The sequence below is a fragment of the Streptomyces sp. NPDC001380 genome (assembly GCF_042895785.1).
Classification (GTDB): Bacteria; Actinomycetota; Actinomycetes; order Streptomycetales; family Streptomycetaceae; genus Peterkaempfera.
This window is the reverse complement of the sequence record NZ_JBIAWP010000002.1, coordinates 205,002-218,510: the sequence shown is the minus strand read 5'-3', so window position 1 is coordinate 218,510 and position 13,509 is coordinate 205,002. Positions and strand designations below refer to the sequence as shown.

The 13,509-nt window shown below is 78.0% G+C and carries 15 protein-coding genes; 1 reads left to right on the top strand and 14 read right to left on the bottom strand.

The genetic code is table 11. The features are described from left to right. Positions 1-28: 28 nt before the first annotated feature. The 14 genes from ACFY07_RS03760 to hisI all read right to left on the bottom strand — a co-directional run bounded on the left by ACFY07_RS03760 (position 29) and on the right by hisI (position 12,679). A complete protein-coding gene (locus tag ACFY07_RS03760) occupies positions 29-754 on the bottom strand; it encodes a VIT1/CCC1 transporter family protein (RefSeq protein ID WP_390867411.1) in 726 nt (241 codons plus the stop codon). Between the two features lie 206 nt (positions 755-960). Further along, the gene (lgt, locus tag ACFY07_RS03755) at positions 961-2,016 is read right to left on the bottom strand and encodes a prolipoprotein diacylglyceryl transferase (RefSeq protein WP_390867208.1); all 1,056 of its coding nucleotides are present in this window, start codon (positions 2,014-2,016) and stop codon (positions 961-963) included. A gap of 119 nt (positions 2,017-2,135) precedes the next feature. Next, positions 2,136-3,080, bottom strand: a complete 945-nt coding sequence (locus ACFY07_RS03750; RefSeq protein WP_390867207.1) for a DsbA family protein — start codon at positions 3,078-3,080, stop codon at positions 2,136-2,138. 72 nt (positions 3,081-3,152) lie between these two features. Beyond that, complete coding sequence (locus tag ACFY07_RS03745; protein ID WP_390867206.1) at positions 3,153-3,698, bottom strand: MauE/DoxX family redox-associated membrane protein; 546 nt, start codon at positions 3,696-3,698, stop codon at positions 3,153-3,155. A gap of 281 nt (positions 3,699-3,979) precedes the next feature. Continuing rightward, complete coding sequence (locus ACFY07_RS03740) at positions 3,980-4,945, bottom strand: thioredoxin domain-containing protein (RefSeq protein ID WP_390867205.1); 966 nt, start codon at positions 4,943-4,945, stop codon at positions 3,980-3,982. A 294-nt stretch (positions 4,946-5,239) separates the two neighbouring features. Next, the gene (gene trpA / locus ACFY07_RS03735) at positions 5,240-6,070 is read right to left on the bottom strand and encodes a tryptophan synthase subunit alpha (RefSeq protein WP_390867204.1); all 831 of its coding nucleotides are present in this window, start codon (positions 6,068-6,070) and stop codon (positions 5,240-5,242) included. A gap of 2 nt (positions 6,071-6,072) precedes the next feature. Then, complete coding sequence (gene trpB / locus ACFY07_RS03730) at positions 6,073-7,359, bottom strand: tryptophan synthase subunit beta (protein ID WP_390867203.1); 1,287 nt, start codon at positions 7,357-7,359, stop codon at positions 6,073-6,075. 143 nt (positions 7,360-7,502) lie between these two features. After that, positions 7,503-7,670: a tryptophan biosynthesis modulator TrpM gene (gene trpM, locus ACFY07_RS03725; protein ID WP_374228058.1), complete on the bottom strand. Its 168-nt coding sequence runs from the start codon at positions 7,668-7,670 to the stop codon at positions 7,503-7,505. Positions 7,671-7,680: 10 nt separating this feature from the next. Further along, positions 7,681-8,490 carry an indole-3-glycerol phosphate synthase TrpC gene (gene trpC, locus ACFY07_RS03720; RefSeq protein ID WP_230648164.1) on the bottom strand — a complete coding sequence of 270 codons (810 nt, stop codon included), beginning with the start codon at positions 8,488-8,490 and terminating at the stop codon, positions 7,681-7,683. 185 nt (positions 8,491-8,675) lie between these two features. Continuing rightward, positions 8,676-9,134 (bottom strand): DUF2752 domain-containing protein, encoded by a 459-nt coding sequence (locus ACFY07_RS03715; RefSeq protein ID WP_230648165.1) that lies wholly within the window; start codon positions 9,132-9,134, stop codon positions 8,676-8,678. 299 nt (positions 9,135-9,433) lie between these two features. Beyond that, positions 9,434-9,643, bottom strand: a complete 210-nt coding sequence (locus ACFY07_RS03710) for an HGxxPAAW family protein (protein ID WP_230648166.1) — start codon at positions 9,641-9,643, stop codon at positions 9,434-9,436. A gap of 188 nt (positions 9,644-9,831) precedes the next feature. Next, positions 9,832-10,470: a TIGR02234 family membrane protein gene (locus ACFY07_RS03705; RefSeq protein ID WP_390867202.1), complete on the bottom strand. Its 639-nt coding sequence runs from the start codon at positions 10,468-10,470 to the stop codon at positions 9,832-9,834. 124 nt (positions 10,471-10,594) lie between these two features. Further along, positions 10,595-12,139, bottom strand: a complete 1,545-nt coding sequence (locus ACFY07_RS03700; RefSeq protein ID WP_390867201.1) for an anthranilate synthase component I — start codon at positions 12,137-12,139, stop codon at positions 10,595-10,597. A gap of 93 nt (positions 12,140-12,232) precedes the next feature. Next, entirely contained in the window at positions 12,233-12,679 is a 447-nt protein-coding gene (hisI, locus tag ACFY07_RS03695) for a phosphoribosyl-AMP cyclohydrolase (RefSeq protein ID WP_390867200.1), read from the bottom strand. 172 nt (positions 12,680-12,851) lie between these two features. Between hisI and ACFY07_RS03690 the strand changes: the two genes are divergently transcribed. After that, positions 12,852-13,460: a hypothetical protein gene (locus tag ACFY07_RS03690; RefSeq protein ID WP_390867199.1), complete on the top strand. Its 609-nt coding sequence runs from the start codon at positions 12,852-12,854 to the stop codon at positions 13,458-13,460. Positions 13,461-13,509: the final 49 nt, after the last annotated feature.

Sequence of the window (13,509 nt, the reverse complement as noted above, 5' to 3'; positions counted from 1 at the left end):
GAGGGAGCGGGAGGGGCCGGGCGCGGGGTCAGCCGATGCCGCTGCCGATCAGCCGTCCCAGCAGGTAGGTGAGGCCGGCCGCCGAGCCGCCCAGCAGCAGCTGGCGCAGCCCGCTGTACCACCAGGTCCGCGCGGTCACCCGGGAGACGACGGCGCCGCACAGGAAGAGCCCGAGCATCGCCACGGCCAGGGCGGGCAGCAGGGAGGTCGCGCCCAGCAGGTACGGCAGCACGGGCAGCAGCGCGCCCACCGCGAACGCGCCGAAGGAGGAGACCGCCGCCAGCAGCGGCGACGGCAGGTCGTGCGGGTCGACGCCCAGCTCCTCGCGGGCGTGGATCTCCAGCGCCTGGTCGGGGTCGGCGGACAGCTGGCGGGCCACCTCCGCGGCGAGCCGCGGCTCCACGCCCCGCGACACGTACAGCTGCGCCAGCTCGGCCAGCTCGTCGTGCGGGTTGCGGCGCAGCTCCCGGCGCTCCACCTCCAGCTCCGCCTCGACCAGCTCCCGCTGCGAGGCCACCGAGGTGTACTCTCCGGCGGCCATGGAGAAGGCGCCGGCCGCGAGGCCTGCCAGGCCCGCCAGGATCACGGTGGTGCGGGAGGCGTCACCGCCGACGACGCCGGTCATCAGAGCGACGTTGGAGACCAGGCCGTCCATCGCGCCGAAGACGGCGGGGCGCAGCCAGCCGCCGTTCACGTCGCGGTGGCTGTGGTGGTGGGCCTCGGCCGCCACCGCCTCCGCAGCCGGTCCGCCGATCGTCGATGCCACGTGTGTCTCCGTCCCGTCGCCGGGCCCCCGTCCGGGTCCCCGCCGCCCCCTCGCGGGGCTGTGCCACCCCCTCGCGGGGCTCTGCCGGAGTCGAACGTAATGCGCGGCAGATTTTCTTTCCAGCAAGGAGAGGCTGACCGTACCCGCTGGTCACAGCGGGTACGGTCAGCCTCGGACGGGGCCTGCGGGCGGCGTCAGGTGCGCTTGCCGGCCCCCGGGGCGCGGTCGCGGTCCGCGGCGGCGGCCTCCCCGCCGGCCTTCTCCTCGTCGATGCGGGCGGCCTCGGCCAGCGCGGCGTCGGCGGGGCCCCGGCGGGGGGCGGGGCCGTCCGCGGGGTCCTGGGCGGGCGCGGCGGCGGGCGTCCCGGGCTCGTCGTCCGCGGCCTCGGCGGCCTCGGGGCTCCCGGCGGCCTCAGGGCTCCCGGCGGCCGCGGGGTCCACGACGGTCTCCCGGCCGGGGCGCAGCCGGGCGGAGACCACCATGTACACGACGGCGCCGACGAAGACGACGATGGACGTCCAGTCGTTGAGCCGCAGGCCCAGGATGTGGTGGGCCTCGTCGACGCGCAGGTACTCGATCCAGAAGCGGCCGACGGTGTACGCGGCGACGTACAGGGCGAAGGCGCGGCCGTGGCCGAGGCGGAAGCGGCGGTCGGCCCAGATGACCAGCAGGGCGACGCCGACGCACCACAGCGACTCGTAGAGGAACGTCGGGTGGTAGGTGGCGAGCGCCTTGGTGGCGTCGGGGCGGTGGTCGTAGTCGATCCGCAGGCCCCACGGCAGGGTGGTGGGCCTGCCGAAGAGCTCCTGGTTGAACCAGTTGCCCCAGCGGCCGCAGGCCTGCGCGAGCGCGATGCCCGGGGCGAGGGCGTCCGCCCAGGCCGGCAGCGGGACGCCGGCGCGGCGGCAGCCGATCCAGGCGCCGACGGCGCCCAGGGCGATGGCGCCCCAGATGCCGAGGCCGCCGTTCCAGATCTTCAGCGCGTCGACCGGGTGCTTGCCGGGGGCGAAGTAGAGCTGGTGGTCGGTGACCACGTGGTACAGGCGGCCGCCGACCAGGCCGAAGGGCACCGCCCAGACCGCCACGTCGCCCACCGTGTGGGCGGCCCCGCCGCGGGCGACCCAGCGCCTGCTGCCGAGCCAGACGGCGACGAAGACACCGATGATGATGCAGAACGCGTACGCGCGCAGCGGGAGGGGTCCGAGGTGGATCACGCCCCGCGACGGGCTCGGGATGAATGCAAGGTCCATGGCAAGGAAGACGCTACCCTGCCCGGCGCGGCGCGTCCGTAACGGTTGGGGCGCGACCCGCGGCGGCCGGGGTGGAACCCGCGCCGCCGCCGGGGGCGGGAGGCGGCGCGGGGGCCGGGTCAGCGGGTGGACGCGGGGGCCGTGGACGCGGCGGCGCCGGGCGCGGGCGGGGCCGCGGCGGGGGCCGGGGACGCGGCGGGCCGGTGGTGTCGGCGGGCCTTCCTGCCGTGCGCCTTCGCGGCGGGGGACGCCGCCGGGGAGGCAGCCGGGGAGGCCGGGGTGCCGAGCCGCTTGCCCTTGTTGGCGGCGTCCACCCAGGCCTTCAGGTTGGCCGGGGTGATGTCCTGGCCGCCCTTGCGGGGGAAGACCGACTCGCCGTTGAGCAGCACGGTGGGGGTGGAGGTGAAGCCGGACTTGTCGAAGTCCTGCTGGACGGCCGAGACCCAGCCGCCGTAGGTGTTCCCGTTCACGCAGGCCCGGAAGGCGGGCGTGTCGAGGCCGGGCACCTTGCCGGCCAGGGAGATCAGGGCGCCGCGGTTGCTCCAGGGGTCCTCGGTCTCCGGCGGCTGGTTGGCGTACAGGACGTTGTGGTACGCCCGGAACCTCCCGGCGTCCTGGGCGCAGGCGAGGGCGTTCGCGCCGTTCTTGGAGCCGGTGCCGCTGTCGTGGCGGTCGATGAAGGACACGATGTGGTAGTTCACCACGATCTTCCCCTCGTCCTTGAGCCTGTCCACGGTGGGCCGGAAGGCCTTCTCGAAGAGCTGGCAGGCCGGGCAGCGGGGGTCCTCGTACACGGTGAGGGTCGCGGGGGCGTTGGCGGCGCCGTCGGGCAGGACGAGCTTCCGGTCGCCGGCGGCGCCGGAGGGGGCGGCCACCGGGGTCTCGGGCTGGCTGCGCCGGGACTGGACGGCGACGCCCACGCCGACGGCGACCGCGACCACGGCGACCACCGAGCCCAGCACCACCAGCTTCCGCTTCCGCCGGGCGCGGTCCTCCTGCGCCCGGCGTTCGGCGGCGAGCCTCTCGCGGGCGCTGCGCTTGCCGTCTCGGTTCTTCTCACTCATCTGCATGGGCTGCCTGCCGGTCGCGAAGGGGAGGGGTGGGGGAGGCCGGGCGGGGAGCGGGACCGGCCGGGGTCAGGAGTTCAGCCACGCGTCCGCGGAGAGGCGGCTGCGCGGTTTCCACACGAGCCAGGCGGCCACCAGGAGCAGGCCGGTGTCGCGGAGGGTCTCCTGGAGGTACCGGGTCTGCGAGGCGGCGACCTGGCCGCCGCCGCCGAAGCAGCCGCAGTCGATGGTCAGGCCGCGGGCCCAGACCGAGCCGATGCCGGCGATGAAGACCAGCAGCAGCGCGGCGGAGAGGACGGCCGCGGCCCGGACGCCGAGGCCGGCGAGGAGCAGCAGGGCCAGGGCCAGCTCCAGGAAGGGCAGGCCGTAGCCGACGGGCTTGACCAGGGCCTCCGGGAGCAGGCGGTAGGCGCGGACGGCCTGGGCGGCCTCGGCCGGGTCGGCCACCTTGGCCAGGCCCGCCCACGTCCACACGGCGGCCAGGGCGAGGCGCGCGGCGGTGGACGCCCACGCGGCACCGGGTCCGTCGAGGGCGCGCCGCAGCCGGCCCCCCGCCGGTGCCGGGCGCGTGGCGGCGGAGTCCCGGGCGAGCATGGCGTCCTGCGGTGCGGTCATCGGTGGTCCCCCTCGGAGAGAGCGCGGCCCGGGTCGTCGCGGGCGTGGTGCGGTCGGGTGCGGCTGCTGCGGCTGCGGCGTCCGCTGCGGCGGTGGGGCGGTCGGGCGGTCGGGCGGTGGAGCGGTCGGGCCTTGGGGCGGCCCGGCGGGAGGGTGCCCGTCGTGGAACCTGCCACGTGGGCGCCGGCTCCCCCGGGGCCGCAAATCCCGATGTGCGGGGCCGTGGCGCACCGGCCCGGGGGTGCGCCGCGGGGTGCGCCGCGGGTCGGCGGCGCACGGGGTCAGCGGCGCGCCTGCGCCAGCAGGAAGGCCCGCAGCGCGCCGGGGTCGCCGGCCAGGTCCGGCCGGGCCGCCAGGTCGACCGGCCGCCCGTTCACGACCATGCCGGGCGTGCCGTATCCGGCGCGGCGGCCGTGGCGCTCGTACGCCCGCTGCGCCGCGGCCGCCCAGGGGGCGTACCGCCGGGTGCGCACGGCCCGGTCGAAGGCGGGCCCGCGCAGGCCCGGCACCCGGGAGGCGAGGGCGAGGAGGCGGCCGACGGTGTAGCCGTCCTCCTGCTCGGGGGGCTGCTCCGCGTAGAGCAGGGCGTTGTAGAGCGGGAAGCCGCCGGCCGCCAGGGCGGCGCGGGCGGCGTTGGCCGCCCGGTGGGCGCCGTCGCCGGGGAGCCGCACGTCGAGGGAGGACTCCACGACACGGCGGACGAGGACGGTGCCGGAGGCGGCGAGCCGGGCCAGCACCGCGCCCTGGGCCTCCTCGAAGCGGCGGCAGTCGGGGCAGCGGTAGTCCTCGTACAGGGTGACGGTGACCGGGGCGCCGGCGCGGCCGACGTCGATCGCGGTCCCGTCGCGGTCCAGGCGGGCGGGCAGCGCCCGCAGGACGGCCGCCGCGGGCACGTCCGGCAGACCGGGCCGGACGGCGGGGCGGCCCTCGGCCGCGGCACCGGGCACGGCGCCCGCCAGGCCGGGGGCGGCGGGCCCGGGGGCGGTGAGCGGGGTGCCCGGAAGCGCCGGGGCGGTGAGCGGGGCGCCGGGCGGCCGGCCGGTGAGGGCGGCGCGCAGGGCGTCCTCGGCGCGGCTGGCGCGGACCTCGGAGACGGCGCGGGCCGGCAGCAGCGCCTCCGAGCGGCCCGTCGCCTCGGCGCCGCGGTCGGCCAGGGCCCGGCCGACGGCGGCCTCGCCTCCGACGGCGGCGACCAGGGCGGTGACCGCCACGACGGCTCGCAGGAGTCTGGGCTGGTACCGGGGCACGGACGATCCTCTCGCTGACGTCTCGCCGGCAGGCCCCCGCGGGGGTCGGGGCGGCGGCGCCCGGGGAGGGAGGGCGCCACCGAACCTGCCGCAGGGTCAACGAACGGTCACGCACCGTGGTTGCGCGGCCGCCTCCCGGTCCACCCGTACGGGGGACCGGCAGGCGGGCCCGGACGGCCCCGGCCGCCGGGAGCGCCGGAAACCCCCGGGACATCCCGGGACATCCCGGGACACGCGCACGGCCCGCCGCCCCGTGGGGCGGCGGGCCGTGCGGCGTGCGGCGTGCGTGCGGGCTCAGCGGCGGCGGACCCCGGCGGCCAGGTCGGCGGCGAGGGCGCGGACGGCGGCGAGGCCGGCCTCCTCGTCCTGCCCCGCGTCGAGCAGGCGCTGCACGAAGGCGGAGCCGACGATGACGCCGTCGGCGAAGGCCGCGACCTGCGCGGCCTGCTCGGCGGTGGAGACGCCGAGGCCGACGCAGACCGGCAGGTCGGTGGCGGCCTTGGTCCGCTTGACCAGGTCCTCGGCGAGGTGGCCGACCTGGTTGCGGGTGCCGGTGACGCCCATGACGGCGGCGGCGTAGACGAAGCCGCTGCCGGCGGCGGTGATCTGCGCGAGCCGGTCGTCGCGACTGCTGGGGGCGACGACGAAGACGGTGTCCAGGCCGTGCTCGGCGGCGGCGGCCCGCCACTCCCCCGACTCCTCGACCGGCAGGTCGGGCAGGATGCAGCCCGCTCCCCCGGCGGCGGCCAGGTCGGCGGCGAACCGGGCGGCGCCGTAGTGGTCCACCGGGTTCCAGTACGTCATGACCAGGACGGGGGCGTCCACGGCCGCGGCGACCTCGCGGACGGTGCGCAGCACGTCGGCGATGCGGACGCCGCCGCGCAGGGCGATGTCGTCGGCGGTCTGGATGGTGGGGCCGTCGAGGACCGGGTCGGAGTGCGGCAGGCCGATCTCGACGGCGTCGCAGCCGCCCTCGACCAGGGCGCGGGCGGCGCGGATGCCGCCCTCGACGGTGGGGAAGCCGGCGGGGAGGTAGCCGACGAGGGCGGCGCGGCCCTCGGCCCGGGCGGCGGCGAGGGCGGCGCTCAGGCGGGTGGGGGCGGCGGTGTTCGGGGTGGTGGTCACGGTCACTTCCCTGCCTTCTCGTCGGCCTCGGTGGCGACGGCGCGGTCGGACGGGGCGCCGGGCTCGCGGCCCGGGTCGTCGAGCAGGCCGAAGTACTCGGCGGCGGTGTGCATGTCCTTGTCGCCGCGGCCGGAGAGGTTGACCAGGATGACGGCGTCGGGGCCGAGCTCGCGGCCCAGCTCCAGGGCGCCGGCCAGGGCGTGGGCGGACTCGATGGCCGGGATGATGCCCTCGGTGCGGGAGAGCTGGAGCAGCGCCTGCATGGCCTGGTCGTCGGTGACCGGGCGGTACTCGGCGCGGCCGGTGTCCTTCAGCCAGGAGTGCTCCGGGCCGATGCCGGGGTAGTCCAGGCCGGCGGAGATCGAGTGGCTCTCGACCGTCTGGCCGTCCTCGTCCTGGAGCATGTAGCTGCGGGCGCCGTGGAGGACGCCGGGGCTGCCCTTGGTGAGGGTGGCGGCGTGGCGGGCGGTGTCGACGCCCTCGCCCGCGGCCTCGCAGCCGACCAGGCGGACCCCGGTGTCGGGGATGAACTCGTGGAAGATGCCCATGGCGTTGGAGCCGCCGCCGACGCAGGCGACGACGGCGTCGGGCAGGCGGCCGGTGCGCTCCAGGACCTGGGCGCGGGCCTCCTGGCCGATGACGCGGTGGAAGTCGCGGACCATCATCGGGAACGGGTGGGGTCCGGCGACGGTGCCGAAGAGGTAGTGGGTGGAGTCGACGTTGGCGACCCAGTCGCGGAACGCCTCGTTGATGGCGTCCTTGAGGGTGCGGCTGCCGGACTTCACGGCGACGACCTCGGCGCCCAGCATGCGCATGCGGGCGACGTTGAGGGCCTGGCGCTGCGTGTCGACCTCGCCCATGTAGACGGTGCAGTCGAGGCCGAAGAGGGCGCAGGCGGTGGCGGTGGCGACGCCGTGCTGGCCGGCGCCGGTCTCCGCGATGACGCGGGTCTTGCCCATGCGCCGGGTCAGCAGGGCCTGCCCGAGCACGTTGTTGATCTTGTGCGAGCCGGTGTGGTTGAGGTCCTCGCGCTTGAGCAGGATGCGGGCGCCGCCCGCGAGTTCGGAGAAGCGGCGGACGTCGGTGAGCGCGCTGGGCCGGCCGGTGTAGTCCCGGTTCAGGGCCTCCAGCTCGGCGGCGAACGCCGGGTCGGCCTTGGCCTTCTCGTACTCCTCGGCGACCTGCTCGACGGCGGCGACCAGCGCCTCCGGGATGAAGCGGCCGCCGAAGCGCCCGAAGTAGCCGCGGGCGTCCGGAACCTGCACTGCGGTGGAATGGTCCGTGGACATGACGGATCCCTCCGTGTCCTGTGGGTGGGCCGATGGCGGTGGCGGTACCGGCCGCGGTGCGGCGGTACCGGCGGCGTGCGGCCGGGGCGTCCGTGTGCCGGGCCCCTCCCCCTCCGGTCGGGGGTGCGCGGGGGCGCGGGCCCTCAGGCCCGGTGGTCCCGCTGCCGCGTCCGGCGGCGCCATCGGCGGCCCTGGACCTGGCCCGGCTCGCAGCCGATGACGTACCGCACGCGGCGGCCGCGGACGCGGCGCGCCGGGGCGCGGCAGCCGCGGGGGCGGCAGCCGGGTGCGTGGCGGGCGGAGAGGGACATGGCCTGCGGGTCAGCCCCGCCCGTGGCGCAGGGCCGGGTGGGCGCCGGCCGCGACGAGGTCGGCGACGGCGGCCTTGGGGTCGCCGCCGGTGACCAGGGACTCGCCGACGAGGACGGCGTCGGCGCCGTCGTTGGCGTAGGCGATGAGGTCGTGGGGGCCGCGCACGCCGGACTCGGCGACCTTGACGACGTGGTCCGGGATGCTCGGGGCCACGTTCGCGAAGGTGTTGCGGTCGACCTCCAGGGTCTTGAGGTTGCGGGCGTTGACCCCGATGATGCGGGCCCCGGCGTCGACGGCGCGCGCGACCTCCTCCTCGTCGTGGACCTCGACCAGCGGGCTGAGCCCGATCGACTCGGCGCGCTCGATCAGCGACACCAGGGCGGGCTGGTCGAGGGCGGCGACGATCAGCAGGGCGAGGTCGGCGCCGTGCGCCCGGGCCTCCCACAGCTGGTAGGAGCTGACGATGAAGTCCTTGCGCAGGACGGGGGTGTCCACGGCGGCGCGGACGGCGTCGAGGTCGGCGAGGGAGCCGCCGAAGCGGCGCTGCTCGGTGAGGACGCTGATCGCGGCGGCGCCGCCGGCCTCGTAGTCGCGGGCGAGCCCGGCGGGGTCGGCGATGGCGGCGAGGGCGCCCTTGGAGGGGCTGGAGCGCTTGACCTCGCAGATCACGCGGACGCCGTCGCCGCGGAGGGCGGCGACGCCGTCCTTGGCCTGCGGGGCGCGGGCGGCGCGGGCCTTGAGCTCGTCCAGGGAGACGCGGGCCTGGCGCTCGGCGAGGTCCTCGCGGACTCCGTCGATGATCTCGTCGAGCACGCTCACGGGGGGCGCCCCTTCTCTCGGACGTACGGGTGGTCGCGGCCTGCGGGACGGGCGCGGGGATCGGGGATCCGCCGGGTCCGGGGCGCGGCCGGTCCTTCGATGGTATCGGCAGAGCGGCGCACAGCCCGCATCAGGACCGCCGCGGTCTCGCCGGTCGGACGCGCCGGGGCGGCCGTGCGGGCAGGTCAGGGCGCCAGCGAGGCCCCCGTGGGCAGGTTGCGGACGACGGTGAACGCGGCTGCCGCGGCGATCAGCAGGACGGCGTGGCGGCGGGTGGGCGCGGGCGCGCGGACCGGCCGTCCGGTGGCGGCCGCGGCGGTCCAGCGCAGCCACAGGAGGGCGGCGGCGGACAGGGCGAGGACCGCGAGCAGGTTGTCGTGGAGGGCCTCGGTGAGGTGGCCGTGGGTGAGGGCGTGGACGCAGCGCAGGCCGCCGCAGCCGGGGCACCACCAGCCGGTGGCCTGCAGGAAGGGGCAGACGGGGTAGCGGCCGGGGGCGTTCGGGTCGACCGCGGCGACGTAGAGCGTGGGGAGGGCGACCGCGACGAGGGCCGCCAGCGGGGCGGCCAGGCGGCGGGCGGCGGAGGGGCGGCCGGTGCGGCGGGGGCCGGGCCGGCGGGGGGTGGGGGCTGCCGGGGCGTTCACGCCACGATTCTGCCCCTGCCCGCGCCCGGCGGCAGGGATGCGGGGCCCGGGGGGCCGGGAGTCGCCGGGACGGGGCGCGCGGGCGGGGGCCCGTCGCAGGCGCCGAGGGGGCGGGGGCCGCCGGGGGGCGGCCGTCCGGGACTGGTGCGGGCGGGCCCCGTACGGGCGGGAGCCGTGCGGCCCGGACCGCCGACGGGCCGCCGGGCCGCCGGGCCGCCGGGCCGGGCGGGCGGCGGCCCCGGGCCGGCGGCCCGGGGCCGCCCGCTGCGGCGGGCCCGGTGCTGCGGGACCCCGGCGCGTCAGTGGCCGGAGGTCGCGGGCCGCTTGCCGAGGCCGGCCATCTGCATCGCCTTGCCGATCACGGCCGAGGCCAGGGTCAGGGCGATGCCGACCCAGAAGAGCCACGGGGTGGCGGCCACGACGGCCATGCCCGCCACGATGAAGCCGATGAAGGCGATGATGACGCCGGTCCATGCGGCGGGGGTGTGGCCGTGGGCTGATGCCGACATTGCTGGTGCTCCTTGCTGCCGGTAGGGGCGGTGTCCGGCGCCCTGGAGCTGGTGCGGGGCGACGGACGGGTTCTCGCTGACATTCTCCCCGACCGCCGGGGGTGCGGCCGACCGGGGGTCGGCCGGGGCCCGGAGGGTGCCCCCGGGGCGGGCACGGGCCGTGCGGGGGCAGGGGCGGGGCCGCCGGTTCAGCGGGGGGCGGTGGGGTCCTCGCCGCGGTCCAGGGCGTTCCACAGGTCGGCGGGGGTGGCCTCGCGCCGGGGCGCGCGGGCCCGGCCGGCGGGTGCGTCGTACCGGCTGGACATCGAGGGCCAGTCCCGGCCGCGCAGCAGCGTCAGCAGCCCGGCGGCGCAGAGCAGGACGCCGCCGGCGACGGCGAGCCAGGGCCAGGCGGTGTGGGTGACCCGGGTGGCGGAGGCGGCGGCCAGGGCGGTGCTGCGCGCGGCCTCGGCGTCGACGGCGGCGGTGTCCGCGGCGCCGAGGGCCGCCGCGACGGCGGCGCCGGCCCCGGCGAGGGCGACCAGCGCGCCGACCGCGAGGCGCCCGGCGCGGCGGACGGCGAGGACGGCCACGGCGGAGGCCAGGCCGACCAGGGCCAGCGCGCCGGGCACCCCGGAGACCTGGCGGCCGGTGACGGACAGGTGCGCCCGGCCGAGGCCGGCGGCGCTGCCCTCGGCCCAGGTCCGGCCGACGGCCCAGAGCACCAGCACCGCGCCCGCGAGGGTGAGCAGCAGCATCAGCGCGAGGCTGCGGCGGCCGCCGCGGGCGGGGGCGGTGCCGGGGGTGCCGGGGGCGGCTGCGGCCTGGGGGTCGGGCGTGGCGTTCACCGGTCCAGTGTCGCCCCTCCCCCGGCGGGCCGGGCCACCGGGCCCCCGCGGGGCCGGCCGCCGGGGCCGGCACCGCAGGGGTTCGCAGGGGGTCCGACGGGTCCGGAGGGGCGGCCCGGGGGGTTCAGCGGGGCGGGCGGAGGGTGGCGGCGGTGGCGACGGCCCGCAGGACCGCCGCGGCCTTGTTGCGGCACTCGGCGTCCTCGCCCGCCGGGTCGGAGTCGGCGACCACGCCCGCCCCGGCCTGCACGTAGGCGGTGCCGTCGCGCAGCAGGGCGGTGCGGATGGCGATGGCGGTGTCGGAGTCGCCGGCGAAGTCCAGGTAGCCGACGCAGCCGCCGTACAGGCCGCGCCGGGTGGGCTCCAGCTCCTCGATGATCTGCATGGCGCGGGGCTTGGGGGCACCGGAGAGCGTGCCGGCGGGGAAGCAGGCGGTGAGCACGTCGAAGGCGGTGCGGCCGGGGGCGATGCGGCCGGTGACGGTGGAGACGATGTGCATGACGTGGCTGTACCGCTCGACCGACATGAAGTCGACGACCTCGACGCTGCCCGGTTCGCAGACCCGGCCGAGGTCGTTGCGGCCGAGGTCGACGAGCATGAGGTGCTCGGCGCGCTCCTTGGGGTCGGCGAGCAGCTCGGCGGCGAGGTCGGCGTCCTCCTGCGGGGTGGCGCCGCGGTGGCGGGTGCCGGCGATGGGGTGCAGCACGGCCTGGCCGTCGGCGACCTTGACCAGGGCCTCCGGGCTGGAGCCGACGACGTCGAAGCCGCCCTCGGCGGTGCCGTCGGGGCCGGGGAAGCGGAAGAGGTACATGTACGGGCTGGGGTTGGTGGTCCGCAGCACCCGGTAGACGTCGAGGGCGCTCGCCGGGCAGGGCGCCTCGAACCGCTGGGAGGGGACGACCTGGAAGGCGTCGCCGGCCCGGATGTGCTCCTTGACGGCCTCCACCGCACGGCGGAACGGCTTGCCGCCGAAGGGCGAGACGGCGTCGGCGGGGGCGGTGGGGGTGAGCACGGAGGCGTGGGTGTCGACCGGGCGGGCCAGGTCGGCGGTCATGGCGTCGAGGCGGGCGACGGCGTCGCGGTGGGCGGCGTCGACGCCCGAGGGCAGGCCGTCGTGGTTGACCGCGTTGGCGATGAGCAGCACCGTGCCGTCGGCGTGGTCGAGGACGGCCAGGTCGGTGGCGAGGAGCATGGTGAGCTCGGGGAGCCCCAGGTCGTCCGGCGTGCGGGAGGGGATCCGCTCCAGGCGGCGGACGACGTCGTACCCGAGGTAGCCGACCATGCCGCCGGTGAGCGGCGGCAGCTCGTCGGCGTCGTGGAGGTCGCGCGGGGTGTGGAGGGCGTCGACGGTGGCGCGCAGCACCTCCAGCGGGTCGCCGTCGAGGGGGATGCCGACGGGCGGGGTGCCGTGCCAGCGGGCGTTGCCGTCGGCGTCGGCGGTGAGGGCGGCGGCGCTGCGGACGCCGACGAAGGAGTAGCGGGACCACGAACGGCCGTTCTCGGCCGACTCCAGCAGGAAGGTGCCGGGGCGTTCGGCGGCGAGCTTGCGGTACAGCCCGACGGGGGTGTCGCCGTCGGCGAGCAGGCGCCGTGTGACGGGGACGACCCGGCGGTCGGCGGCGAGCTTGCGGAAGGCGTCGAGGTCGGGGGTGACGGTGCCGGTGGCCATGGGGGTGAACCTCTTCGTCGGCGGGTCGGGCCGGCGCCGGGGGCGGGCCCTGCGGGCCTGCCGGGGGCCGGTGCGGGGTGCTGGGGCCGGGGACTACCGGGCGTCCGGCGCGGCGAGCGGCAGGACGTCGGCGTCGAAGCAGGTGCGGTCGCCGGTGTGGCAGGCGGCGCCGACCTGGTCGACGCGGACGAGCAGGGTGTCGCCGTCGCAGTCCAGGGCGACGGACTTCACGTGCTGGACGTGGCCGGAGGTGCCGCCCTTGACCCAGTACTCGCGGCGGCTGCGGCTCCAGTAGGTGCAGCGGCCGGTGGTGAGGGTGCGGTGCAGGGCCTCGTCGTCCATCCAGCCGAGCATGAGGACCTCGCCGGTGTCGTACTGCTGGGCGACGGCCGGGACGAGCCCGTCGGGGGTGCGCCGCAGGCGGGCGGCGACGGCGGGGTCGAGCGCGGTGCTGCCGGGGGCCGCGGGGCGGGCGGCGGCGGCCGTGCCGGGGGTGCTGGTGCCGTGGGTGCTGGTGCCGGACGGGCTGGTGCTGGACATGCCGCCCATTGTGTCAGGCCCGGGCGCCGCGGCCGGGTCGCGACCGGAGTGCGGACGGCCCGGCGCCGCGCCGGACATGCCGGACATGCGGCACGGCCGCGGGTGACGGCGGGTCAGGCGGGCCCGCGGCGGCCCGTTCTGCGGGGCGCGCGGATGCGGCATCCTTCCCCCCATGAGCTTCACGCCGCCTCCGCCGCCCCCGATACCGCCCTCCCCGCCGGCCGGTCCGCCGGGAGGCCCGCGCACCCACCGGGGGGCCCGGATCGCGGCGGCCGCCGCGGGGGCGGTGCTGCTCGCGACGGGGGCGGGCACCGCGCTGCTGGCGACGGGCCGCGACCCGGGCCGGGCGGCCGCCGCGCCGTCCCCGTCCGCGAGCACCCGCCCGGCGCCGCCGAGCGCCTCCCCGACGCCGGGCGACACCCCGGACCTGCCGTACGTGGTGCTCAAACCCGGCACCTGCTTCGACCACCCCAACCTGACCAAGGGGCTGCGGACGGTGGTCGTGCGGCCGTGCGACGGGCCCCACGACGGGGAGGCCGTCGCCGACGTGACGCTGAAGGGCGACTTCACCCGGGACAGCCAGATCTCCAAGGCCGTGTACCGGCAGTGCACGGCGGCGGGCAAGCGCACCGCGAACCGGCAGGGCGAGGGGCGCCGCTTCTACAGCTACGTCCTCACCCCTTCGGCGGAGCTGTACCGGCGCGGCTACGACCAGGCGACGTGCACCCTCACCGGCAGCGACCGGCCCGGCGGCGCGAAGCTCACCGCCAAGCTGCGCTGACCGCCGGGGCCCCGGGCCGGGTCCGCGCGGCCCGGCCCGGGGGCGCCGC